This is a genomic window from Clostridium paridis (assembly GCF_016765615.1).
In the GTDB taxonomy this organism is placed as follows: domain Bacteria; phylum Bacillota; class Clostridia; order Clostridiales; family Clostridiaceae; genus Clostridium_T; species Clostridium_T paridis.
In genome coordinates this window covers 175,242-198,475 of the sequence record NZ_JAESWA010000022.1, presented here as the reverse complement: position 1 = coordinate 198,475, position 23,234 = coordinate 175,242, and the positions used below count along the sequence as shown (strand labels likewise).

The following is a 23,234-nucleotide window of genomic DNA, read 5'->3' as shown; positions in this document are numbered from 1 at the left end:
AGTGTGTGTGTTATAATTTTAAATTAAGTGTTTTGGCATTGAATAATTGTACCGCCTTCTCCAGTAGCAAAGAAGGAATTGTTATTGGAGATGATACTAAATAAATTATTATATGTAGGAGAATTTAGTGGTTCCCAGTTAGTTCCATTGATAGAAGTTGCCATTATTCCTTCATAACCAATTGCAATAAATATGTTGTTAGCATAGAGGATTCTTGTAAAGTTACCTTGGGTAACAGGACTTATTATATTCCATGTTACAGCGTCAGAAGATGTATAAAATTCCCCTAAATAGCCAACAGCAACAAACATGCCGTTTCCATAAGTTATATCCATAATTGAATTTTGGGTTTCAAAATCTGCTTTTGTCCAAGTTGTAAGGTCTGTAGACGTTAGAATAGCACCATCTTCGCCTACTACAACATAGATTCCATTTCCATAAGTAATTCCTAAAAGATATGCATTGCTCCCAGAAGTTTTCTGAACCCAATTCGTACCGTTTGAGGTATAAATAAGACCATTAATTCCAACTGCAATAAACGTATCATTCCCGTTGAAAAATATTTTACTTAAATAATCGCGAGAAGGAGTTAGTGTAGACCAAGTTCCCCCGTTATTATTAGAAACTAAAATAGGCCCCGGATCACCAACAGCTATAAGTTTACCATTGCCATAAGCAACACTAGTAAGAGTATGAGATACTCCAGAAATGCGTTCAATCCAAGTTAAGCCACCATCACCTGAGGAAAAAATTCCTCCAGAATCACCAACTACAATTAATGTATTATTAGCACAAACGGTGCTACCTAAAAGCTGATTCCAAATGTTACCGGTTTTTAGTGACCAACTTTCTCCATAATCGTTAGTTGTAAATATAGCTCCACAACTACCAACTATAACAAAAGTATTATAGGATGAAGTGATACCATAAAAGCTAATAGGAGAATCAGGTGCGACATCTTTCCAGGTAACACCAATATCAGTAGAAGAAATAACACAATTTTCTTCTCCAATAGCCATAAATGCATTTTGACTATAACTTATTCCTAGAAGATCAGTAATAAAAGCTGAACGTTTTGCAGACCAAGTTTTGCCGTTATTCTTTGAAGTGCATACAATCCCCTCTTGGCCAACAGCAACAAAGACATTGTTCCCAAAAGTAATTGAATATAGAGCATTACCTGTAACATCAGATGACATTGACCAATCTGTACCTTCTCTCGATATACCAATTAATCCATAATCTCCAACTGTAATAAATGTATTATTACCAAAGGTAACTCCATAGAACGAAGCCTGAACTGCATTCTGAGTCCAAGTTGCACCATAATCATTTGAAGCTAATATAACACCTTCTCCAACTGCGACAAAAGTATCATTACCAAAAGTAATGTCATACAGACAACTCTCAGTACCAGAAGTTCTTTGAGTCCAGGTAGCGCCACTATCTGTAGATGTGAAAATAATACCTTCCTCCCCAACTGCAACAAAGGTATTATTAGCATAGGTAATCTTTCTAAAAGATGCACAAGTTCCAGTTCCAATTTGAGTCCAGGTTTGCCCGAAATCACTGGAAGTAAGTATAGTGTCAAAGAAGCCAACAACTACAAGTGTGGTATTATCTGTTGCTACAGATAAAAGTACATTACCTTGAGGAAGAGGATTTCTCCATTCCCATTGATTGAGTGTTCTAACCTTATTTACATCATGCTGTAGTAATTCCAATTAAATCACTTCCTATTTCAATTTTAAAGTTTAGTTAACAAAAATAGTGTTTGTTTATAGTTTTTTATTATGCACATGTTAGAAGTAGAAAATGATTATAGTATATTCTAGAATTAGATTAATTAAAATAATGATTAAAATTTCTTTACAATCATTTCTTCAAACTGTATAATTGTTTTGTATTTGGTAAATATTAATTTAAAATTATATATTTAATAAGTGCAGTGAAAAAGAAGAGTAAATAGAAATTTAAATCTTAGAGATCTAGGGAGGGTGAAATCCTAGAATTTAAATCTATTGAAGGAAGCTTTGGAGCAATAAATAGAAAGTCTCTAGGACGTATTATATTTATGGGGTTATTCCCTTAAAGATTATTAAGAGGATTGAAGTATTACATTAATATTTTAATCAATTTAGGTGGTAACGCGGAAGTTAGTCTTTCGTCCTAAGATTTTTAGGATGAAGGCTTTTTTTATTTTAAGTTTTAAAGGAGATGTAGATAATGAGTTTCGAAAAATTAGCAGATATGATATTCCCAGAAGTTAATAATTCAACAGAATATTATATTGAAAAATATCCAAAAAGAAATCTAAAAGAAGGTGCTAGAGTTACAAGATATGCACCAAGCCCAACTGGATTCCAACATATAGGTGGAGTATTTGCTGCATTAATAAATGAAAGATTAGCAAGTCAATCAGAAGGTGTATTTTATTTAAGAATAGAAGATACTGATCAGAAGAGAGAAGTTGAAGGAGCTATTGATGATACTATAGCAACAATGCACAACTTTGGAATGGACTTTAATGAGGGAATGACTGGCCAAGAAACATATAAAGGAGAATATGGTCCTTATAGACAAAGTCAAAGAGCTGAAATATACAATACTTTTGCTAAAGACTTACTTAAAAAGGGATTAGCATATCCATGTTTCTGCACACCAGAAGAATTAGCTGAACTTAGAGAAAAACAAGTAGCTAATAAAATAACTCCAGGCTATTATGGTGAATATGCTAAGTTTAGAAATATAACTGAGGAAGAAGCAATTAAGAGAATTGAAAATGGAGAGAAATATATAATAAGATTAAAGTCTCCAGGAAATCCTGAGACAAGAGTTGAATTCCATGATTTAATTAAAGGGGATATATCTTTCCCAGAAAATAATCAAGACATAGTACTTATTAAGGGTGATGGACTTCCTACATATCACTTTGCTCATGCAATAGATGATTTCTTAATGAGAACTACAGATGTAATAAGAGGAGAAGAGTGGTTATCATCTCTTCCAATACATGTTCAATTATTTGAAGTGTTAGGTTTTGAAGCTCCAAGATATGCTCATATACCAACTATTATGAAGCAAGATGGTGGATCAAAGAGAAAACTTTCAAAGAGAAAAGATGCAGAAGCAGCTGTTTCCTATTATAAAGAAGTTGGATATCCAACAGTAACTGTAATAGAGTATTTATTAAATATCATAAATTCAACCTTCGAGGATTGGAGAGCAGAAAATCCAACAGCTGATTATCATGAATTCGAGATTCATTTAGAAAAAATGAGTAAGAGTGGAGCATTATTTGATTTAGTTAAATTAAATGATGTATCTAAGGACCGTATTGCAGCTATGAAAGCTAAAGATGTTTATGAAATTTATACTGCTTGGGCTAAAGAGTTTGATAATGAAATGTATAAATTAGTTACAGAAAATGAAGCTATGGCTAAAGAGATATTTAATATAGACAAAGAAGGTCCAAAGCCAAGAAAAGACTATGCAAAATGGGATGAAGTAAAAGAAAAAGTATTCTATTTCTTTGATGAATTATTTGATAAAGAAACAGCAGAACAAATTGAAATGCCAAAAGGACTTTCGCTAGAAGATGCTAAAGCTGTAATTGAAGTTTACAAAAATGAATTTAACTTTAATGCTGGAAGCCAAGAAGCTTGGTTTGAAGATTTAAAAGAAATTGGAACAAGACTTGGATACTGTGCGAATAGAAAAGAATTCAAAGCAAATCCAGACCAATATAAAGGAATGATTTCTGATGTGGCAGGAGCTGTTAGAATTGCATTATCGCATAGAACTAACACACCTGATCTTTACACTATAATGCAAATAATGGGTGAAGAAAAAACTAGATCAAGATTTGAAAAATTCTTAAAAATATAAAAAAGAGGACTTCGCAATTATTTTTGTGAAGTCCTTTAATATTTTGATATATTTAAGTAAAATTAAATGTTATAATTTGGATATATATGAGTTTATGTTATCGGGGTGAATAAATGAGAAAAAGGGTATTCTTAATAGTTTTATTGTTAGTGTCAGTAAGTATTGGGTATTATGGAGTAAAAGCACTAACTTCAAATTCTCAAAATAAATCATTAGATTCAAAGCAAGTAGTAGAAAATTATTTTAAGTATAGAAATGAAAAAAATAAAAAAGAAATACTTAAAACTTTAACAAAATGGCACGATGCGCCTAATGTTGTTTGGGGTTTTGAGAATTTAGATAATATAAAGATAGTAGATATTAAAGAAGAAAATAGTAAAGATGTGCGAAATGGGTATTTGCAAAATGGAAGAGGAAGCGTAAATAACACTACAGAAAATAACCTCAAGGTTTATAAAGTAAAGTATGAGGTGAAATATTTAAAAGACGGAGTAGGACCACAAGATAGTGGAGTATATGATTGGTGGTTTTTTGTAATTAGGGAAAATGAAAATTCACCATGGCTTATTGATGACATGGGTGAATAAGTAATCTGCACAAATGAAAGGAGAAAAACATGCAAGACATAAACTTAATAGATTATAAAGGAACTATATTTAGACATTTTAAAGGTGATTTATACTTATTATTAGATATAGCGGTGCATTCAGAGAGTAGAGAGGAACTAGTTATATATAAAGCTTTATATGGAGATTGTGGAGTATATGCAAGGCCAATAGATATGTTCTTAAGCGAAGTTGATAGAGAAAAATATCCTAATATAGGACAAAGATATAGGTTTGAACCAGTGGTTATTAAAAGTGTAAAGTAGTTTAATATTAATTGGGAAATATGAGGGGGAAATTATATGGTTGAAAAAGGGTTAAATAAGTTGTTCTGGGGATTTATATTTATAATGCTCAGTTTTAGAATTCAAGGCTTTGATATTTTTCCAGATGTAGTTGGTTATGTGTTATTTGCATTTGCTTTTAGAGATCTTAATTCAAGAAGTGAGTTTTTTGGCTTGGCTTCAAAATATAATATAGCATTGATAGTTTTATCTATATTTTCAATTTACCAAAGACCTACTCAAGCAGAAGGAATTCACTTTGGTTCCATGGGAATCTTAGGTGCAGTTATAGGTATCGTAGTAGTTGTTGTTAATTTACTAGTTGTATACAATATATTTATGGGAATACATGATGTTGCTTATATGCAAGAGCAGTATGATCTAGCTGAAGCCTCTCAGAAAAAATGGAAACTCTATTTGATGTTGCAGATAGCAGTATGGATGGTGCTAGTATTGATATTCATACCTGTATTAGCTATAATATATACATTTGCGATTTTTGCTGCATCGATTATAATTGCAATAATAATCTTAAGCTTCTTAAAGAGATGTAGTAGAGAATTAAGTTAATCATAATAAATAATTACAACTGTTAAAAATACCGTGCTATTTTGTTAGCACGGTATTTTATATTATATAGGGTTTATTATAGGAAACTTAATTTATTCTTGTTTGAAAATGTCGGTTTCTGGACATTTCCAGGCATGAATAAGTTATTAGTTGAACTTAAACCCTATGATATTAGCTTAATTTAAATGATGATTTTAATGATACTATTCTGTTAAATACTAATTTTTCAGGAGTAGTATACTTAGTATCTATATTAAAGAAACCATTTCTAACCATTTGGAATTTATCTTGAGGTTTAGCATCTTTAATAGCAGTTGGCTCGATAAAACCTTGTAATATTTCCATTGAGTTTGGATTTATTTGTTCTAAGAAGTGCTTATCTTCACCTTCTTCAGAATCATCTAATATTAATGGTTCATATAATCTAAATTCAGCTGGAACACAAGATTTAGCATCTACCCAGTGGATAGTTCCTTTTACTTTTCTACCAGTGAAACCTGAACCACTCTTAGTTTCTGGATCATAGGTACAGTGAATTTCTATTACTTCTCCATTTTCATCTTTAATTATTTCGTTGCATTTAACGAAATAAGCTCCCTTTAATCTAACTTCGTTACCAGGGAATAGTCTAAAGTATTTCTTTGGAGGAACCTCCATGAAATCTTCTCTTTCAATATATAATTCTCTAGAGAATGGAACTAATCTAGTACCTTGTGTTTCATCTTTAGAGTTATTTTCTATTTCAAGCATTTCTGTTTCATTTTCAGGATAGTTAGTTATTACAAGCTTTAGTGGGTTTAATACAGCCATAGCTAGTGGTGCTTTAAGTTGTAAATCTTCTCTTATGAAATAATCTAACATTTGAGAATCAACAACAGAATTAGCTTTAGCAACACCAATTGCTGTACAGAAATTTCTTAATGCATCAGGAGTACAACCTTTTCTTCTTAATCCTGAGATAGTAGGCATTCTTGGGTCATCCCATCCATCAACGACTTTTTCATCAACTAATTGTTTAAGCTTTCTCTTACTCATAACGGTATTAGTCATGTTTAATCTTGCAAATTCAATTTGTCTTGGAGTAGCTTCCATTTCACATTCACGTACTACCCAATCATATAAAGGTCTATGATCTTCAAACTCTAAAGTACAAATAGAGTGAGTTACGTGCTCTATAGCATCTTCTAATGGGTGAGCAAAGTCGTACATTGGATATATACACCACTTGTCTCCAGTATTATGATGTGTAGAGTGAGATATTCTGTAGATAATAGGATCTCTCATATTTATATTTGGTGAAGCCATATCTATTTTTGCTCTTAGAACCTTTTCACCGTCAGCAAATTCTCCGTTTTTCATTCTTTCAAATAAATCTAGGTTTTCTTCAATAGATCTATTTCTATATGGACTTTCTTTACCAGGTTTAGTTAATGTACCTCTATATTCTTTAGCTTCTTCAGCAGTTAAATCACAAACATAAGCTAAACCTTTTTTTATTAATAAAACAGCTTTTTCATACATAGTATCGAAATAATTAGATGCGAAGAAAAGTTCATCCCAATTTCCGCCAAGCCATTTTACATCTTCTTTAATTGATTCAACATATTCAGTATCTTCTTTAACTGGATTAGTATCATCAAATCTTAAATGAGTTTTTCCATTAAATTCTCCTGCTAAACCAAAGTTTAAAAGAATAGATTTAGCATGCCCTATATGTAAGTATCCGTTTGGTTCAGGTGGAAAGCGGGTAACAATCTCTTTATGTTTACCACTTTCAAGATCCTCTAGGACTATATTTCTTATAAAATTAGAAGAATTAATTTCGTTTGACATAGTTTTACCTCTCTTATTCTGTATAATTAAGTTATAAAAAGAACATATTACGAAAAATAGTATTCCTTTTTTATTCGTAGATAATAATAATTTTAATCCAATATTAAGGAAAAATAAAGATAAACTGCTATAAAATATTTAAAATTATCCGTAATATATGGGAATTAAGTGTTTTACTATCTATTTATGTCACAAATTAGGGGTAATAATTATGATAAAATATTTACTAGATACTAATGTCATAATAGGACTTTGGAGTAAGTATCCAAATGTTTTAGACAAACTTATTAGAGATGATAATATTACAATTATAAGAGAGATTAGTGAAGAACTAGTGATTAAGGAAAGAAAAATATATAAAGGACAGGAAGTATTGTCTGAGAGATTTTGCAATCTACTAACTTTTATTAAGGATATTGATAAAAGTGGCATTGAAGAGTTTTATGAAATGCTTCATATAAAATACTCAATGAAAGGGAATGCATATTTTGAAGAGGTTAATAAGTTATCTAGGATTGATTTGATTATTTTATATGCTTGCACCTTAGAAGAAAGTCTCATATTAATAACAGAAGACAGAAAACTATTTAATGCAGCAGGTATAATATTAGGTGAAAAAAGAGTAATGACACTAAATACACTAATAGAAAATTTACAATAAAGAGGTGTAAATAATTGAATAAGTTGCATAATGATAATAAAATAGTTGAATTAATAAAAAATAATAGAATGGCAGGGGTCTATTTTAGTGGAAATACCTGTGGAGCTTGCGAAGTTATTAAACTTAAAATTGAAGATATATTAAAAAAATATCCTAATATTAAGTGTGGAGAAATAGATGCAGAAAAGCATCTAAACTTAGCAGCGGAGTACAATATTTTTTCTGTGCCAATATTTTTGCTATATATAGATGGAAAGGAAAGTATAAGACTTGGAAGGAATTTAGATTTGCTAGAATTAGAAGCAAATATAGGAAGATATTACGAAATGATATTTTAAAGGTTAACGTTCAATAAACTAAAAACAATAAAGTATGAAATCCTCTATATGAATTTTAAAGTGAGAAATTAATTTTTGGTGACCTTATCTCGAAGTAAATCTATTTCACCAGAATCAAAGATGGAACTAAACTAATTAAAGGTCATATTATATAACATAAGGTAACTTTAGTTAGTCGATTATTTGATATCAAGATAGAGTAATTCAAAATAGAGGGTGATTGAATGAAACAAAAGACAAAGTTAACGGGAAGAGTAATATATCCTAATGATCCAGGATACCAGCGAGCTCGTATGAACTGGAATCCATTTACCAATGCTTACCCTATCGTATTTGTATTCGCACAGCAGAATGAAGATGTTGTAAATGCCGTAAGATGGGCTCGTGAGAATAATGTGCCCATTCGTATGAGGAGTGGTAGACATGCTTTGGCAAAAGATTTTTCGCAAACAAATGGAGGCATAGTAATAGATACTAGTTTAATGAGAAAAGTTGAATTTGATAAGTCATTAGGAATTGCTACTGTTGAAGCTGGAATACGTGTAGGAGCACTTGTGAGGATGCTTGCACAGATAGGAATCTTGGCTCCTTTTGGAGATAGTTCAACTGTTGGTATAGGAGGCATAAGTACTGGAGGCGGAATTACTGCTATCCAGAGAACAGCAGGAGTTATTTCAGACAATATTCTATCAGCTACTTTAGTTGATGCCAATGGTGATATTCTAAATGTTAGTGAAGATGAAAATTCTGATTTGTTATGGGCAATTCGCGGAGGTGGAGGAGGAAACTTCGGAATTATTACCTCCTACACATTTAAAGTGCGTCCAGCACCATTTAAAGTTGGAATATTTCAAATAATATGGCCATGGGAGCAATTGAATGAAGTTATAGATGCTTGGCAAAGATGGTCTCCTTCTGTAGATAAAAGACTTGGTACAATTCTAGAGATATATTCAAAAACTAATGGGCTTCTACGTTCACAGGGTATATTCCTTGGTCCAAAAGAAGAACTGGAGAAAATGATAACAACTTTGACAGATGTAGGATCTCCTATAAAAGTGTTTATTGATGAGGTTTCACTACTAGAGGCGATAGATTTTTGGGCTCCGAATGAACCTCTGTTTGACAATCAAAATACTACCTGGTCTTCTGCTTGGGTAGAACAAATGCTTCCTGATGATGGAATTAATGCAATCCGTGATTTCTTGGAAAAAGCAAAAGGAAGCGAATCTAATTTCTTTTTCTTAAACTCTGGAGGAGCAATGAACCAGGTACCTCCACAGGCTACGGCTTTTTTCTGGCGCAATACTAAATATTATTTGGAGTGGGATGCCTCATGGACTGATCCATGTGAAACACAAAAGAATATTGAACTTGTCCAACAAACACGGGAACAATTAAGGCCTTATGTAACTGGATCATACGTCAATGTACCAGACTTAGGCATAAAGAATTATGGTCAGGAATATTATGGTGATAACTTTGCTAGGCTTCAAAAAGTTAAAGCAAAATATGATCCGGGAAACATTTTCCATTTCGTACAGAGTATTCCGATACCACCTGATTGTGATAAATGCCATAAGGACTATAAGTAATAGCAACAATTGATTATTATTAAGATGGATAGTTTTTTTATAAAATGTAGTAAAACGTGCGATATTTAAAATCGCACGTTACTTAATTCTTTATTGGTTAATATAAAAAATAAGTTGATAAAGTTACATAAGTAATATTAATTAAAATCACCTCATATTATATTTTGAGGTGATTTTATGTTTGAAATAATTAAGGAGTTAATACTTTAAGTTTAATAAGGTGAATACAATAATATCAAAGAGAGATTTTAAGGGTTATATGAAATAAAAGGTGAATAATTAGATTTCTAATTTATTTATAATTAATTTTTTATATTTAAGGGAGGAAGGGTTTAATGAAAAAAATTATAAACAATCCGGACTTAGTAGTTGAGGACATGCTAAAAGGAATGGTTGCAGCTCATCCACAATATATAAAGAAATTAGAAAATGCAGATGTTATAGTTAGAGCAAATTTGAATGCTTATGAAAAGGTAGCGTTAGTTAGCGGAGGAGGAAGTGGTCATGAACCTGCACATGGAGGCTATGTAGGTAAAGGAATGCTTGATGCAGCAGTTGCAGGAGCTGTATTTACGTCTCCAACACCTGACCAGGTATACGAAGCTATAAAAGCAACTGACTCAGGAAAAGGAGTTTTACTTATAATTAAGAATTACACTGGAGATATAATGAATTTCGAGATGGCAAAGGAAATGGCTGAAATGGAGGGGATAAATGTAAACGCTGTCGTAGTTAATGATGATGTGGCAGTAGAAAATAGTACCTACACAGCTGGAAGAAGAGGAATAGCAGGTACAATCTTTGTACACAAGATAGCTGGAGCAAAAGCTGAAACTGGAGCTTCTTTAGATGAAGTTACGGCTGTAGCAGAGAAGGTAATAGCAAATGTAAGAAGTATGGGAATGGCGATTTCTTCATGTATAGTCCCTGCAGCAGGTAAACCAAACTTTACTTTAGGTGAAGAGGAAATGGAAATAGGAATGGGGATACACGGGGAACCTGGGACTCATAGAGAAAAAATTAAATCTTCTGATGAAATTGCTGAGCACTTAGTAAATAAAATCTTAGGGGATTCTCCACTAAATAAAGGAGAAGAAGTTGCAGTAATGGTTAATGGATTAGCATCAACTCCTCTTATGGAATTGTATATAGTTAATAAAAAGGTAAGTGAAATACTAGAAGAAAAAGGTATAAAAATCCATAAAACTTTTGTAGGAGAATTTATAACATCACTAGAGATGGCAGGCTTTTCTATAACTATATTAAAGCTTGATAGTGAATTAAAGGAACTACTAGATGCGACCGCAGATACACCAGCTTTTAAAAGTATATAAGGTGGAGGAATAAAGGTTATGAGTATAGATGGGAAAAAGGTTATAGAGGTATTAGAAAAGATAAATGTAAAGATGGAGGAAAATAAGGCTTACCTCTCAGAATTAGATGCAGCTATTGGAGATGGAGATCATGGCTTAAATATGTGTAAGGGATTTAAGGCTGTGGTAGAAAAACTAAAAGAGGATGATGGACAGGATATTGCAGGTATTTTAAAGAAAACAGGAATGGCATTAGTTACGAATGTAGGAGGTGCATCAGGGCCTTTATATGGAACAGCTTTTATGAAAGCGGCTGGATGTGTAAGTGGGAAAACAGAAATAGATATAAATGATTTTGGAGAGATGCTATATTATGCCCTTGAGGGTATAAAGATGAGAGGAAGAAGTGAAGCAGAGGATAAAACTATGATAGATGCACTAGAACCTGCTTTGAAAGCTGTGAGGGAAGGAATATCAAAAGAACTTGAAGCAAAAGAGGTACTTAGATTGGCTAAGGAAGCAGCATTTAAAGGTGTTGAACATACTAAGGATATTATAGCAAAAAAAGGGAGAGCTAGTTACTTAGGACTTAGAAGTATAGGACATCAAGATGCTGGAGCTACTTCATCTGCTATAATGCTAGAGACTATATACCAAGCATTTAATTAAAAATTTTTGTATTGATCATGTTTAGATAACTTCAAAAAGGAGAGTATACATGGTAGGGTTAGTAATAGTTTCACATAGTGAAAATATAGCAAAAGGGGTAAAAGAGTTAGTTGAACAAATGGTGCCTAATGTACCTATTGCAGCAGCTGGAGGAGCATATGATGGAAGTATAGGTACTGATATTGAAAAAATAATGAATGGAATAGAAAGAGTTTACTCAGAAGATGGAGTAATTGTTATTTTTGACTTAGGCAGTGCTTTTATGAATGCTGAAATGGCCATAGAATTTTTAGATGCAGAAATGATAGATAAAGTAAAAATAATAGATTGTCCTATAGTAGAAGGAGCAGTAACTGCTGCAGTTGAAAGTAGCTTAGATAAAAAGATAATTCAAATACAAGAAGCCTTGCAACCCATGGATTTAGGTAAAATGCCATAAGCTAAGTAAGTTCAAGTTTGTAAGTATTTGAAAACTATGATAGTATATTTAAGTATGTAAAAAATTATATGCTTTATGTAACAAACGTAGGAGGAATGAATGTATGAGTAATGTACCAAGTTGCCCGAAATGTAATTCAGAATATACTTATGAAGATAGAGGTCTGTTTATTTGCCCAGAGTGTGGACATGAATGGAATTTGGAAATAGAGACTGAAAATAGTGAAGATAAGAATGTTGTAAAAGATTCTAATGGAAATATTCTAAGTGATGGTGATTCGGTAACGGTAATTAAAGATCTTAAAGTAAAAGGAAGCTCATCATCCATAAAAATGGGAACAAAGGTAAAAAATATACGTCTAGTTGATGGAGATCATAATATTGATTGTAAAATTGACGGTTTTGGAGCTATGCAACTAAAGTCTGAATTTGTTAAAAAGATATAAAAGTAGACGAATAAACCCCTGGACATAAATGTCTAGGGGTTTTGCTTGTTCATAGATTTAGAATAATTAGTTAAATGTAGTTACGAAACCATTCATAATTAGATAAGGTGGATTTGCTGCAATAGTTCTTGTAACACCATCAATAGTTACATTCTTAAATAAAACTTTTATTAAATTATAAACACTTTAAAATTCAACACATATAATTAGTAATATAGTACTGAAAGGGCTTAATAATAGGATGCTTACTTATTTTGGACAAAAAACTAATAATATACTCCCTGTCTGTAATCCCATGATGCCATCAACTGATCAAAATCACTGGATTCCGTTAACTCCATTAAAAGAAATGTCAGAAAAAGAATATGACGTTGTAATTGTAGGTACAGGAGCAGGTGGTGGAGCTATATTATGGAGATTGTGCGAAAGATTAATGGGAAAAGGGGTACGAATAGGTATAATCGAGAGAGGAGATTTGCTCATACCAACTAATTATTTAAACGTTCCAACATTAAATGCAGCAAGTGGAAGAGATTATTATTACAACGTAGGTTACAGACTTGGAAAATTTCAACCTGAATTTCCAGGAGCAAATGAAATATTTGCACTTGGAGGTAGAACATTATTTTGGTCAGGTAATACCCCAAGATTAAATCCAGGTGAAATGATTGATTGGCCTATATCTTACAATGATTTGATTCCATATTACAATATTGCAGAAGAAATAATGAGTATTTCAAATGGATATACACAAGACTCTAAATTATCTTCAACAATGCTTGAAATTCTAAGAACAAGTGGCTTCCCAGATTCCATGAAAATACCGGTGGCAGCGGATCTTTCACAAACAAAATACGGGCAAGTACACTCAAATGCTTTATTTAGTTCTATTTTGTTATTTGCAAGGGCATTATATCAACATGAATTTGATTTAGCCGTTAATGCACGAGTAGTAAGAATTCATAAAAAAGACAATAAAGCTAAGGGTATTGAAGTTATGTCTCCCAATAAAGAATCTTATTTTATTAAAGCAAAAAATATAGTTTTATCAGCTGGTATTTGGGAAACTCCTCGTCTTCTTTTACATTCTGGAATTAAAGGTAGTCCTGTTGGGCATTATTTGGCAAATCACTCGAAAATTTTAGCAACATTGAATGTGAATAGAAGCGATTTTGGAGAGGTACTAGGGACACTTGATCTTTTGGTGCCTGGAACAAATGAACGTCCTTATCAAGTTACGCTTTACGGCCCAGATCTTGAACGACATTTGTGGTATCAACCATATGAAAATAGACCACTATTAAATGAGATTGGAATTGGAATTGAAGGATTAGGTATTGTTGAGCCAAGATTTGAAAATAATATATCATTAGATTTAAATAAAGTAGATGAATATGGAGTGCCGGAAATAAAAGTTGAATTTTCTTATGGTGAAAAGGACATGGATGTTATCGGACAAATGTTAAATGGGATAAATAATATAATAAAGGGTATAGGGAGATATACAAGCATAAGCAACTCCAAGATATGTTTATTTGTACCAGGAGATGATTATCATGAAGTGGGAACCTGTCGAATGGGAAATGATCCTTCTACATCGGTAACTAATCGTTATGGGCAATTACATGAAATACCTAATATCTATGTTGCTGACAATAGTGTATACCCTTCTGTTGGTGCGGCAAATCCAACATTGACAACTGTTTCTTTATCAATTCGTACTGCAGATTATATCATCCACAAATTAATGACATCTTAAAGAATTTAAGTACATAAGCCTGCCAAGATGGCAGGCTTAGTTTTTTGTTTTTATACTAATAATTAGTTAAATGTAGTTACGAAACCGTTCATAATTAAATAAGGGGGATTTGCTGTAATATTTCTTGTAACAAGATTATTGAAAGTAGCAGACCCATTGCTCGTATAGGTATATATAGCTGTACCTAAATGTGGTGAAGAAAATCTTGAAGTTGTTATTCCATCTTTACCTGTACCATCAATGGTTATATTTTTAAATACGATACCACTAAAACCTCCGGGATATCCAAATTGTATTGCATCTCTTTGGGTGTTAATGATGTCGATATTCTCAAAGGTGATATTTTTTATACCAGTATTTGAAGCTTCTAAATCAATTGCACCACGCTCACCATTGTAGCAATCTTTACTTGTACCACAATTTATTATGGCGGTGTCTGAGAAGGTGATTCCTGTGTTGTTCTCAAAATGATATCCTGGGAATACAGTATTTAATCTAATACCTGAACCCATAAAGCTGTCTTTAATATAGTTATATCTTGCTTGATGTCCAGAACCGCCGAAGATAGCTATAGCTGCAGCACGCCAATTGTTTTCTATTGTGTTATATAGGAAGGAGTTGTTTACTTCCATAGGTGCACCCATAGTAGAATCAGGCCACATAGCAAGTCCGTCGTCCCCATTATTTCTTACGCTACAGTTTCTGACTGTGGAATTCTTAGTTCCTTGACAGAAGTTTACACCGTCAGCTAAGTTATTTCTTATACGACCATTCTCAATAACAAGTCCATCTGCAGGAATAGCTGGTGTATGAGCATAATCTCCTACCCAGAAACCACACTCAAAGTGCTCTTCCCAGAAGTCGTGAATCCTAGAGTTTGTACCGAAGTTATCCATGAAGCATTTGTATATAGCATTTTGTCCATAACGTGATCTAAGATTTGAATTTATATATACATTGCTAAAATCTAAATTACCAGTAGCAGCCATTCTTAGAGATATACCACCGCTAGCTGAATTTGAATTAGTGAACTGTATATTTGTATACCACATACCAGCTCCAGTAATTGTCATACTTGAAAGAGGACTAGATACTGATCCAATTACCCACATATTATTTAAGTTAAAGGTACCTGCAGGAATATATACAGTTTTTCCTTGGGAAGCGGCTGCACTTACGCAAGCATTGAAAGCTGCAAGATCATCTGTGCCGTCATTAGCAGTTGCTCCATAGGAGGTTACAGACAATGAGTTAGCAGGTTGAGAAATAGCTGATGGAACTGATTCAACTTCTACAAAGTCAACACCGTATACCAAGCCATCTCCTGATTTTTGAATTTTGAGTATATCACCAGCCTTAAGTGGTGTTGATAGTAGGAAGTGTTTTTCGTCAAATCGGAAAGCAACTTGGCCCCCATTTGGAGCATCGCCAGGTTGATCCCCTTGGAAGTATTGATAACTGTAGTAAGAGGTAAGGTCTATTGTTTGAACCTTAGCACCATTTACATAGCAGTCAAGAGAACCCTTAAGTCCCATACCGTCAGATGAATCAGGCATAGTAAACCTTATATTCACGCCTGCGCCACTTTTACTAACTGTCCATTGAACATAAGAGCCGTTTGAAGGAAGTTCTACATATTTTTGATTAGAAGCTTCAGAAGCTGTAAGAGAATAATCAAAGGTTGGTGCAGATTTTAATTGAGCACCACCGCCGATTGTAGCATCTTCAGATTCATATCTTGTATAAGGTACTGTAGCTCCACGATCACCATTTCCTACGGACATGTTTACATTATAAGTGTTATTTGTTTCATCTGTCTCTGTGGTTGTATTATTGTTATCAACAGTTGCACTTATTGAATGTGCTCCACTTGTTGTAGCCCATGTACCAGTTGCAGTTAAGGTAAGAGTAGAGCCTGCAGTTAGTGAAGCAGTGCTGTTTGAGGAGGCAACAACTTGAGTACCATCAACTTTAAAAGAAACAACCCCAGCAGCTCCTGCGATTGTACCTTGATTCTTAACTGTTGCACTGAAGGTTACTGGGCTTCCAGCTGTAACATAGGAAGGGGACCAGGTAATGTCAGTTACAACTAGATCAATACCGGATTTTGGGTTTACAGATAAGTTCAAGTTATAGGTATTATTAGCTTCATTTCCCTCTGTAGTTATATTTGAATTATCAACAGTTGCGGTTACAGAATGACTTCCAACGCCAGAGGCACTCCAAGTTCCTGTGACAGTTTTAGTAGCACCAACTGCTAAAGAAGTTGTATCATTTGCACTTGCAGATATTTGTGTTCCGTCAACCTTGAAGGAAACAATTCCAGGTGCGCCTGCAGCGTTGCCTTGATTTTTAATAGTAGCTGTAAAGTTTACAGTGTCCCCAATTACTGGAGAGTTTGGTGTACATGTTAAATTTGTTACTACCAGATCAGCCATTGGGGAATTAGTTACTTCAAGACTTTCTGAATATTTGTTGTTATTTTCATTTAATTCAGACATTCTATTTACATCATCTACCCATGCGGTTATATTATGGTTTCCGGCTGTAGCTGCCCATGTTGAAGAACCTGATGGTCCCCCATTTGCAGTTACAGTTATAGATGCACCAGGGGCTATTGAACTTGAATTATTATCAGACCATGATACTTGTGTGTCGTCAACAAAGAAACTTACTCCATTTATTACGCCAGCAGGGGTAGCACCTGTGCCTTGATTTTTTATAGTTGCACTAAATGTAACTGAATTTCCTGTTAATAGACTTTCAGGGTTCCAGGAAATATCAGTAACCACAAGATCAGGAGTTCCTACAGAAGTAGAACTGCCATATGCTTCAAATTCCGCAATCTGTCCACCTGTAGCACCACTGTTTGCAGTGAAGTTCAAGCGTACATACCTTGCACTTGTTTCAGTGAAGGTGATTATTACAGTGTTACTACTTGAAGGATTGAAGGTATAGGTGTTTGAGGCTACAAGAGTTGAGTAGGAAGAATTATTTGTACTTGAAAGTAATGAGAAGGTTTGTGTCCTAACACCCCATGTTGGGTTAAGTTTCAATACCACTTTATTAATCGATTGTGCGCTTCCTAGATCAACTGTAAGGGTATTGGGATACGTACCAGGAGCACCTTCCCAGTAAGTGTTAACGTTACCATCATTGGCGTTTGTGGCAACATAGCTCTGCTGTACACTGCTTGTAGTAATAGCTTTGTTAAGAGCTAAGTTAGCAGTATCTGCTGCATGTACAATGGGAGCAAAAGCAATAACTTGAGTCAGCATAAATGCTAACACAAGAATAAAAGTTGTATATTTTTTATAACTTTTTTTCATAAATTTACCTCCATTACATAATAAAACTTTTTCATAAATTTAAATTTTTATAATTATTATCGCCTCCTTTAAATTTCAATGGGAAGTATAGCTATAAATTTGGTTGAACGTTAAATCTAATTCAAATATATTCCTGATATTAAAAAAATATCAATGTAATTTTAGAAATATCCATATATTATAGCGTTACATGTGATGCAATTTGGAGGAAATCAATATGATCGGAGATTTAACAGGAATTTCAAAAGGTTGGAGAAAATTTAGATAATAAATATACGATTAAAAATTCTATTTATTGAGATAAGATTATTTTATATGGACTAGGATTAAGAAGGGTAAAAGAAAAATATGACCCATATAACTTATTTGATTATCCTCAAGGAATAAAATAAGTTAATTTCCTTATTGACCTTCACGTGGCGTCATACTTTATAATCGAAATTGTAATAAGTGATATCACAGTTTCAAATGAATTATAAGGAGATGATTTTAATGGAAATAATTATACAGGATACTTTAAGTTTATATAAAGAAATGCTTAGTTTGCCAGAAGAAGAGAGAAGGGAGTTCTTTAGTAGAGAATTGGTAGAACCTTTTAATCCTATGTTTGAAATAATGCATATGCCAAAGACACCTGAGGCAATGGGATGTATAGAGATATCTGGCCGTGACTCAAAGATGATAGAAATGTTAGAAAGGCTTGAAAAAGCAGATGCATGGAATAATGCAAGAAAAGCCATGGGGACAGCAGTAGATCGCTTTGAAAAAGCATCTATACCATTACCTGAGAAAGTTATAGTAGGAATCTTTTTAGGAAATCCAGAATTTTTAGCTATGGTGGAAGGATATACAGGTATGGGGTCTATACCTGGTTATATACAAATAATAATTGATCCTAATGAAAAGAATCTACCAAAGCTAAATGCATGCATAGCTCATGAATTTCATCATAACGTGCTTTTCTATAATGCAAAATGGAACTTTATGACTGATGTAACAGTTGGAAGGTACCTTGCAGTTGAAGGATTGGCTGAAAGCTTTGCAGCTAGTTTATATGGTGAAGAGTTTATTGGCCCTTGGGTAACTGGTCTACAAGGTGCTGATTTAGAGAAAGCAAGAAGAATAACTTCAAAAGCTCTTGATGTTAAAGGATTTATGGAAGTGCGTAAATATATATTTGGAAAGCATCCAATGATGCCTGAAACTAAGGGATTTGACATGCCATTTTGTGGAGGTTATGCTGTGGGATATCACGCAGTACAAGCATATTTAAGAAAAACTGAAGTTTCAATAGAAAAGGCTACAATAATAGATGGAAATGAAATTATGAAGTCATCAGGCTATTTTGAAGCTTAAAGAATAAAGAACTTACTTTAAATAGTAAGTTCTTTATTTTACACAGTAATATATAATTGCCCTATAAATGAAATCACTCAAATCTTCATCACTAAATTGATTTATGTAGCTTTTAAATCTATTATCGTATTTATAGTTATGAGCAATACATTTTAAAATTTCAGTATCGCAAGTCATAAACTTCTCCAAGTAACCTTTCCATTCTAAAATTAAATTTTGAACATCATCAGAAGAAGGAGATTTATGAATTAATTTTGATATTTTTTTAAACACCTTTTCTATATTATCAGCGAAATCATTAGATACTTTTATTCTTTCATCATCAGATAGTTTTTCTAGGTTACCCTCAAATTCCTTATACTTTTCAGTTTCACCATATACTATTTTAGCTTCACGGGTATATTGCTCCTCTAGTGGCAAAACAGGTGAATTATTAAATACATTCAAGCTAAATACATCTTTTCCTGATACATAATCCTCTAAGGCAGAAATTATTTTACCTAATCGTTTCTGTTTAGATAGTAACGTTTGATAATGTACTTTTAACATTTCTTGTTGTTCTAGTTTTGATAGTTTCATAATATCAGCTATTTCTTTTAAAGGTAGATCCATTTCTCTGAAAAATAAAATGGTTTGAAGCTTTTCTAAATCTTCTCTGCTATAAGCCCTATAACCATTGTCGAGTATGCGAGTTGGTTTCAATAAATCTATCTCATCATAGTAATGTAATGTTCTAGCAGTGACTCCTGTTATTTGTACTATATCTTTAATTATAAAAAATTGTTTTTTCATTTTAAAATGCCCTTTACTTATTTATAGTTATATATAGAATACACTATAACTTTACGTCATAGTCAAGTAAAAGAACTATTTGTGCAATATCTGTATAAAAATCATACCACTTACAAGCAATAACTAACCACTTGCTTAAGTTATATTTACAAGGGGGAAAACAGTCCATATAATAAAAAATGTGGGGAGTGAAAATATGAAGATACGAATCGAAGTAGATAATAAAATTGAAGAAAATGAAGTTATCATTAGATGTAGTGAATTAAATGATGAAGTTAAGAATATTCAAGTTTCGCTTAACGATATATTATCACAAAATAAGAATATAACTTTCTATAAAGGAGATACAGAATACTATCTTTCTTTGGATGAAATTTTATTCTTTGAAACTGAAGAAAACTGGATTTGTGCACATACAGTTGACAATATATACAATGTGAAATATAAACTTTATGAACTTGAAGAATTCTTACCAGGATATTTTATGAGAGTTTCAAAATCCACAATTCTGAATACAAATCATATTTACTCCATAACACGCAGTATATCATCATCAAGTAAGGTTGAATTTCAAAATACGCATAAGCAGGTATATGTTTCACGATATTACTACAAACCATTAAAAATTAAATTATTAGAAAAGAGGAAATGATATGAAAAGAGAAAGAATTTTTTGGGGATTAGTATTTATACTATGCGGAGTTTTTTTAATTGTAAGTAAGCTAGGATACTTTCCTGATATAAATGTATTTAGTTTATTATTAACAGTATTTTTAGTAGTAATTATTATTAAAAGCTTAACTCGCATGAATTTTCCAGGTATTTTATTTCCATTAGCGTTTATCAGCATAATATATGATGACCAATTGGGAATTACAAGCATTACTCCATGGACTGTACTTTTTGCAGCATTACTAGGAAGTGTTGGTCTTTCTATGATTTTTCATAAACGTGCTGGATGGATTCACGATAAGCATCATTGGGATGATTATAAGTTTGAAAAAATTGAAGTAGAAGATGAAAGCCATGTTAAATATGGAAGTTCATTTAATTCTACTATAAAATATATAAACTCAGATAATTTCGAACAAGCTGATTTTAATTGTTCTTTTGGATCTTTGAAGGTGTATTTTGATAACGCAACTATACGTAACGGTAATGCAGTAGTTAGAATTGATGCTTCTTTTTCAGGAGTTGAATTATATGTACCAAAAACTTGGAACGTAGAGGATAAAACTAGTGGTTTCCTAGGCTCACTTAGTGAAAAGAATAAAAATGATAAAATAACTACAAGTACTTTAACCGTAGTTGGCGATATCAAGTTTTCAGGAGTAGAAATAATTTATATCTAAAAATGTATAAATATTATGCTAAAAGAGGCTGTTGCAAATGCAATGGTCTCTTTTTTAAAACAATACGAACCTCGAAATAATCCGAGGGGAGAGCTATTTATATTCATAGATTTAAAATAGCTATTAGTAATATTAACTTATGGTATAATAGATTAACAAAAAATTAGATAGAGATAATAATTTAGTATATATAGATATGATTCATAATGAATTATTTTAAAGAGGAGGCGTAATATAATAATGAGTACTGGAAATAGTAGAAAAATAATTTTAGATTTAGCAGTGACATTAGATGGATTTATAGAGGGGCCAAGTGGTGAAGTTGATTGGTGTATCATGGACGATGATATGGGCTTCACTGACTTTCTAAATGATATAGATACAATTTTTTACGGACGTAAAAGCTATGAATTATGGGGACAGTATGTTCCTGAAGGTGGAATATCAGATGCTGAAAAAGAAGTATGGAAGTTAGTTCATAGGAAGAAGAAATATGTGTTTTCAAAAACATCTGTAAAAGAGTATCCAGGGGCAGATCTAATAAGTTCAAACATAGTGGAGAAAGTAAAAGAAATAAAAAATCAGCCAGGTAAAGATATTTGGCTTTATGGAGGAGCTAGTCTTATAACAACTTTTTTAAATCTAGGACTTGTTGATGAATTTAGACTATCTATCCATCCTGTCATTTTAGGAGAGGGTAAACCTCTATTTAATGATATAAAGCAGAAAGTAGGTCTCAAGCTTATTAGTACTAAGAAATTTTCTTCTGGTGTAGTGCAGTTATGCTATCATTCTCTTATCTAAGTATATTTACAATATAATGGAAATTTGATATATTATGAGTGTAATAGTATGAATATGAAAGGTGGTAATTTATTCGGCTAACTTAGTGTTAAGTAATCACAAAGCATAAGTAGGCACGGAGAAGTAAAATAAAATCAATAAGTAAATATTTTGGTAGAAGCTGTTTTAAATAATAGTTTTTTTGTGTTGCCAATTTATTATTATATGATTTTATCTTTACTCTCTAAGCTATAAATTTATCATTTTATGAAGCTATAGAGTAAATCTATAGCTTTTTTTATTTTAAAATATTCTACTATTACAAAGAAATATATAATAAAGGAGTTTAGAAAATATTATGAATAGAAATATCATAAATGAAATTGAGAAATTAAGTAAAAGACCTAAATTATTTGAAAAAGGAACAGGGAATATCTGGACAGAACCATATATTTCAACGCAAATGCTTAAGGCCCATTTAGATTATAAATCTGATAGAGCATCAAGGAATATTGAAAAAGTTAAAAAGACTGTGACCTTCTTAAAAGAAACTACTAATAAGGGGGAGGGGATATTAGATTTAGGTTGTGGACCAGGCTTATATGCTGAAGAATTCTGTAGGAACGGATATAAAGTAACTGGAATAGATTTTTCAAGTAATTCAATTAATTATGCTAAAGAAAGTGCAAATAAACAAGGGCTTAATATAGAGTATAGATGTGAAGATATGTTTAATATCAATTATAATGAAAAATATGATACAGTAATACAAGTTTTTGGTGAAGTAAATACTTTTTCAGATGAAAATAGAAATAAATTATTTGATAAGGTTAAAAATGCTTTAAAGCCAGGAGGATTATTTATCTTTGATGTGTCTACGCCAGTTCATAGAAGAAAAAATGGATTAAATAAAAATTGGTATGTAAGTGATTGCGGCTTCTGGAGGGGAGAAGCGCATATTGTTTTTGAGGAAGGATTTGAATATAGCGATAATATTTGGCTAGATCAATTTATAGTGATTGATAATGAAGAGATAAAAGTTTATAGGAATTGGTTTCATGAGTATACTTTAAATACTATTAAAGAAATAGTTTTAGAGAACGGATTTAGCAAAGTTAATGTTTTAAATGGTTTATATTCCAAAGAGGTTGAAGAAGATAGTGAATGGCTTACAGTTATAGCAGCGAAGTAGTATAAATGAAAGTAGTCTGAGTAAGGCTACT

The 23,234-nt window shown here is 32.3% G+C and carries 23 protein-coding genes and 1 other annotated feature; of the genes, 18 read left to right on the top strand and 5 right to left on the bottom strand.

Annotated elements, in window-relative coordinates:
• Window positions 1–23: 23 nt before the first annotated feature.
• Window positions 24–1,724 (bottom strand): WD40/YVTN/BNR-like repeat-containing protein, encoded by a 1,701-nt coding sequence (locus tag JK634_RS08645; protein ID WP_202767248.1) that lies wholly within the window; start codon window positions 1,722–1,724, stop codon window positions 24–26.
• Between the two features lie 215 nt (window positions 1,725–1,939).
• Window positions 1,940–2,175: a binding site (T-box leader), on the top strand.
• 51 nt (window positions 2,176–2,226) lie between these two features.
• Here JK634_RS08645 and gltX point away from each other — a divergent pair.
• From gltX to JK634_RS08625, 4 genes are all read left to right on the top strand, one after another.
• Complete coding sequence (gene gltX, locus JK634_RS08640) at window positions 2,227–3,888, top strand: glutamate--tRNA ligase (protein ID WP_202767247.1); 1,662 nt, start codon at window positions 2,227–2,229, stop codon at window positions 3,886–3,888.
• A gap of 113 nt (window positions 3,889–4,001) precedes the next feature.
• On the top strand, window positions 4,002–4,475 hold the full coding sequence (locus JK634_RS08635; protein ID WP_202767246.1) for a DUF4829 domain-containing protein: 474 nt from the start codon (window positions 4,002–4,004) through the stop codon (window positions 4,473–4,475).
• Window positions 4,476–4,504: 29 nt separating this feature from the next.
• Entirely contained in the window at window positions 4,505–4,759 is a 255-nt protein-coding gene (locus tag JK634_RS08630) for a DUF1653 domain-containing protein (RefSeq protein ID WP_202767245.1), read from the top strand.
• 36 nt (window positions 4,760–4,795) lie between these two features.
• The gene (locus tag JK634_RS08625; RefSeq protein WP_202767244.1) at window positions 4,796–5,347 is read left to right on the top strand and encodes a hypothetical protein; all 552 of its coding nucleotides are present in this window, start codon (window positions 4,796–4,798) and stop codon (window positions 5,345–5,347) included.
• A gap of 171 nt (window positions 5,348–5,518) precedes the next feature.
• Here JK634_RS08625 and JK634_RS08620 read toward each other — a convergent pair whose 3' ends face one another.
• Window positions 5,519–7,180: a glutamine--tRNA ligase/YqeY domain fusion protein gene (locus tag JK634_RS08620; protein WP_202767243.1), complete on the bottom strand. Its 1,662-nt coding sequence runs from the start codon at window positions 7,178–7,180 to the stop codon at window positions 5,519–5,521.
• 211 nt (window positions 7,181–7,391) lie between these two features.
• On the opposite strand from JK634_RS08620, the gene JK634_RS08615 reads away from it, so the two are divergent.
• The 8 genes from JK634_RS08615 to JK634_RS08580 all read left to right on the top strand — a co-directional run bounded on the left by JK634_RS08615 (window position 7,392) and on the right by JK634_RS08580 (window position 14,399).
• Complete coding sequence (locus tag JK634_RS08615; RefSeq protein WP_202767242.1) at window positions 7,392–7,841, top strand: PIN domain-containing protein; 450 nt, start codon at window positions 7,392–7,394, stop codon at window positions 7,839–7,841.
• Between the two features lie 14 nt (window positions 7,842–7,855).
• Entirely contained in the window at window positions 7,856–8,179 is a 324-nt protein-coding gene (locus tag JK634_RS08610) for a thioredoxin family protein (protein WP_202767241.1), read from the top strand.
• Between the two features lie 224 nt (window positions 8,180–8,403).
• Window positions 8,404–9,774 (top strand): FAD-binding oxidoreductase, encoded by a 1,371-nt coding sequence (locus tag JK634_RS08605; protein WP_202767240.1) that lies wholly within the window; start codon window positions 8,404–8,406, stop codon window positions 9,772–9,774.
• Window positions 9,775–10,109: 335 nt separating this feature from the next.
• Window positions 10,110–11,108, top strand: a complete 999-nt coding sequence (dhaK, locus tag JK634_RS08600; RefSeq protein ID WP_202767239.1) for a dihydroxyacetone kinase subunit DhaK — start codon at window positions 10,110–10,112, stop codon at window positions 11,106–11,108.
• 18 nt (window positions 11,109–11,126) lie between these two features.
• Complete coding sequence (gene dhaL / locus JK634_RS08595) at window positions 11,127–11,756, top strand: dihydroxyacetone kinase subunit DhaL (RefSeq protein ID WP_202767238.1); 630 nt, start codon at window positions 11,127–11,129, stop codon at window positions 11,754–11,756.
• A gap of 49 nt (window positions 11,757–11,805) precedes the next feature.
• Complete coding sequence (gene dhaM, locus JK634_RS08590; protein ID WP_202767237.1) at window positions 11,806–12,195, top strand: dihydroxyacetone kinase phosphoryl donor subunit DhaM; 390 nt, start codon at window positions 11,806–11,808, stop codon at window positions 12,193–12,195.
• 103 nt (window positions 12,196–12,298) lie between these two features.
• A complete protein-coding gene (locus tag JK634_RS08585) occupies window positions 12,299–12,640 on the top strand; it encodes a zinc ribbon domain-containing protein YjdM (RefSeq protein ID WP_202767236.1) in 342 nt (113 codons plus the stop codon).
• A gap of 295 nt (window positions 12,641–12,935) precedes the next feature.
• Entirely contained in the window at window positions 12,936–14,399 is a 1,464-nt protein-coding gene (locus tag JK634_RS08580; protein ID WP_202767235.1) for a GMC oxidoreductase, read from the top strand.
• A gap of 62 nt (window positions 14,400–14,461) precedes the next feature.
• Here JK634_RS08580 and JK634_RS08575 read toward each other — a convergent pair whose 3' ends face one another.
• Window positions 14,462–17,728 (bottom strand): CARDB domain-containing protein, encoded by a 3,267-nt coding sequence (locus JK634_RS08575; protein WP_202767234.1) that lies wholly within the window; start codon window positions 17,726–17,728, stop codon window positions 14,462–14,464.
• Window positions 17,729–18,033: 305 nt separating this feature from the next.
• Here JK634_RS08575 and JK634_RS20705 point away from each other — a divergent pair, with 305 nt between their 5' ends.
• Complete coding sequence (locus tag JK634_RS20705) at window positions 18,034–18,120, top strand: BBE domain-containing protein (protein ID WP_202768092.1); 87 nt, start codon at window positions 18,034–18,036, stop codon at window positions 18,118–18,120.
• A 100-nt stretch (window positions 18,121–18,220) separates the two neighbouring features.
• On the top strand, window positions 18,221–19,084 hold the full coding sequence (locus tag JK634_RS08565; protein WP_202767233.1) for a DUF2268 domain-containing putative Zn-dependent protease: 864 nt from the start codon (window positions 18,221–18,223) through the stop codon (window positions 19,082–19,084).
• A gap of 33 nt (window positions 19,085–19,117) precedes the next feature.
• On the opposite strand, the gene JK634_RS08560 is transcribed toward JK634_RS08565, so the two are convergent.
• Both JK634_RS08560 and JK634_RS20535 read right to left on the bottom strand, forming a co-directional pair.
• Window positions 19,118–19,876 carry a MerR family transcriptional regulator gene (locus tag JK634_RS08560; RefSeq protein ID WP_202767232.1) on the bottom strand — a complete coding sequence of 253 codons (759 nt, stop codon included), beginning with the start codon at window positions 19,874–19,876 and terminating at the stop codon, window positions 19,118–19,120.
• 43 nt (window positions 19,877–19,919) lie between these two features.
• Complete coding sequence (locus JK634_RS20535; protein WP_274601342.1) at window positions 19,920–20,045, bottom strand: hypothetical protein; 126 nt, start codon at window positions 20,043–20,045, stop codon at window positions 19,920–19,922.
• Window positions 20,046–20,072: 27 nt separating this feature from the next.
• Here JK634_RS20535 and JK634_RS08555 point away from each other — a divergent pair, with 27 nt between their 5' ends.
• From JK634_RS08555 to JK634_RS08540, 4 genes are all read left to right on the top strand, one after another.
• Entirely contained in the window at window positions 20,073–20,528 is a 456-nt protein-coding gene (locus tag JK634_RS08555) for a LytTR family DNA-binding domain-containing protein (protein WP_202767231.1), read from the top strand.
• A 1-nt stretch (window position 20,529) separates the two neighbouring features.
• On the top strand, window positions 20,530–21,228 hold the full coding sequence (locus JK634_RS08550) for a LiaF transmembrane domain-containing protein (RefSeq protein WP_202767230.1): 699 nt from the start codon (window positions 20,530–20,532) through the stop codon (window positions 21,226–21,228).
• Window positions 21,229–21,468: 240 nt separating this feature from the next.
• Window positions 21,469–22,032 carry a dihydrofolate reductase family protein gene (locus JK634_RS08545; RefSeq protein ID WP_202767229.1) on the top strand — a complete coding sequence of 188 codons (564 nt, stop codon included), beginning with the start codon at window positions 21,469–21,471 and terminating at the stop codon, window positions 22,030–22,032.
• Window positions 22,033–22,369: 337 nt separating this feature from the next.
• A complete protein-coding gene (locus JK634_RS08540; protein WP_207753612.1) occupies window positions 22,370–23,203 on the top strand; it encodes a class I SAM-dependent methyltransferase in 834 nt (277 codons plus the stop codon).
• Window positions 23,204–23,234: the final 31 nt, after the last annotated feature.

Bases quoted from the DNA above. Each gene is read 5' to 3' on its own strand.
- gltX (WP_202767247.1), top strand. From the start codon at position 2,227: ATGAGTTTCGAAAAATTAGCAGATATGATATTCCCAGAAGTTAATAAT.
- JK634_RS08635 (WP_202767246.1), top strand. From the start codon at position 4,002: ATGAGAAAAAGGGTATTCTTAATAGTTTTATTGTTAGTGTCAGTAAGT.
- JK634_RS08630 (WP_202767245.1), top strand. From the start codon at position 4,505: ATGCAAGACATAAACTTAATAGATTATAAAGGAACTATATTTAGACAT.
- JK634_RS08625 (WP_202767244.1), top strand. From the start codon at position 4,796: ATGGTTGAAAAAGGGTTAAATAAGTTGTTCTGGGGATTTATATTTATA.
- JK634_RS08620 (WP_202767243.1), bottom strand. From the start codon at position 7,180: ATGTCAAACGAAATTAATTCTTCTAATTTTATAAGAAATATAGTCCTA.
- JK634_RS08615 (WP_202767242.1), top strand. From the start codon at position 7,392: ATGATAAAATATTTACTAGATACTAATGTCATAATAGGACTTTGGAGT.
- JK634_RS08605 (WP_202767240.1), top strand. From the start codon at position 8,404: ATGAAACAAAAGACAAAGTTAACGGGAAGAGTAATATATCCTAATGAT.
- dhaK (WP_202767239.1), top strand. From the start codon at position 10,110: ATGAAAAAAATTATAAACAATCCGGACTTAGTAGTTGAGGACATGCTA.
- dhaL (WP_202767238.1), top strand. From the start codon at position 11,127: ATGAGTATAGATGGGAAAAAGGTTATAGAGGTATTAGAAAAGATAAAT.
- dhaM (WP_202767237.1), top strand. From the start codon at position 11,806: ATGGTAGGGTTAGTAATAGTTTCACATAGTGAAAATATAGCAAAAGGG.
- JK634_RS08585 (WP_202767236.1), top strand. From the start codon at position 12,299: ATGAGTAATGTACCAAGTTGCCCGAAATGTAATTCAGAATATACTTAT.
- JK634_RS08580 (WP_202767235.1), top strand. From the start codon at position 12,936: ATGATGCCATCAACTGATCAAAATCACTGGATTCCGTTAACTCCATTA.
- JK634_RS08575 (WP_202767234.1), bottom strand. From the start codon at position 17,728: ATGAAAAAAAGTTATAAAAAATATACAACTTTTATTCTTGTGTTAGCA.
- JK634_RS08565 (WP_202767233.1), top strand. From the start codon at position 18,221: ATGGAAATAATTATACAGGATACTTTAAGTTTATATAAAGAAATGCTT.
- JK634_RS08560 (WP_202767232.1), bottom strand. From the start codon at position 19,876: ATGAAAAAACAATTTTTTATAATTAAAGATATAGTACAAATAACAGGA.
- JK634_RS20535 (WP_274601342.1), bottom strand. From the start codon at position 20,045: ATGGACTGTTTTCCCCCTTGTAAATATAACTTAAGCAAGTGGTTAGTT.
- JK634_RS08555 (WP_202767231.1), top strand. From the start codon at position 20,073: ATGAAGATACGAATCGAAGTAGATAATAAAATTGAAGAAAATGAAGTT.
- JK634_RS08550 (WP_202767230.1), top strand. From the start codon at position 20,530: ATGAAAAGAGAAAGAATTTTTTGGGGATTAGTATTTATACTATGCGGA.
- JK634_RS08545 (WP_202767229.1), top strand. From the start codon at position 21,469: ATGAGTACTGGAAATAGTAGAAAAATAATTTTAGATTTAGCAGTGACA.
- JK634_RS08540 (WP_207753612.1), top strand. From the start codon at position 22,370: ATGAATAGAAATATCATAAATGAAATTGAGAAATTAAGTAAAAGACCT.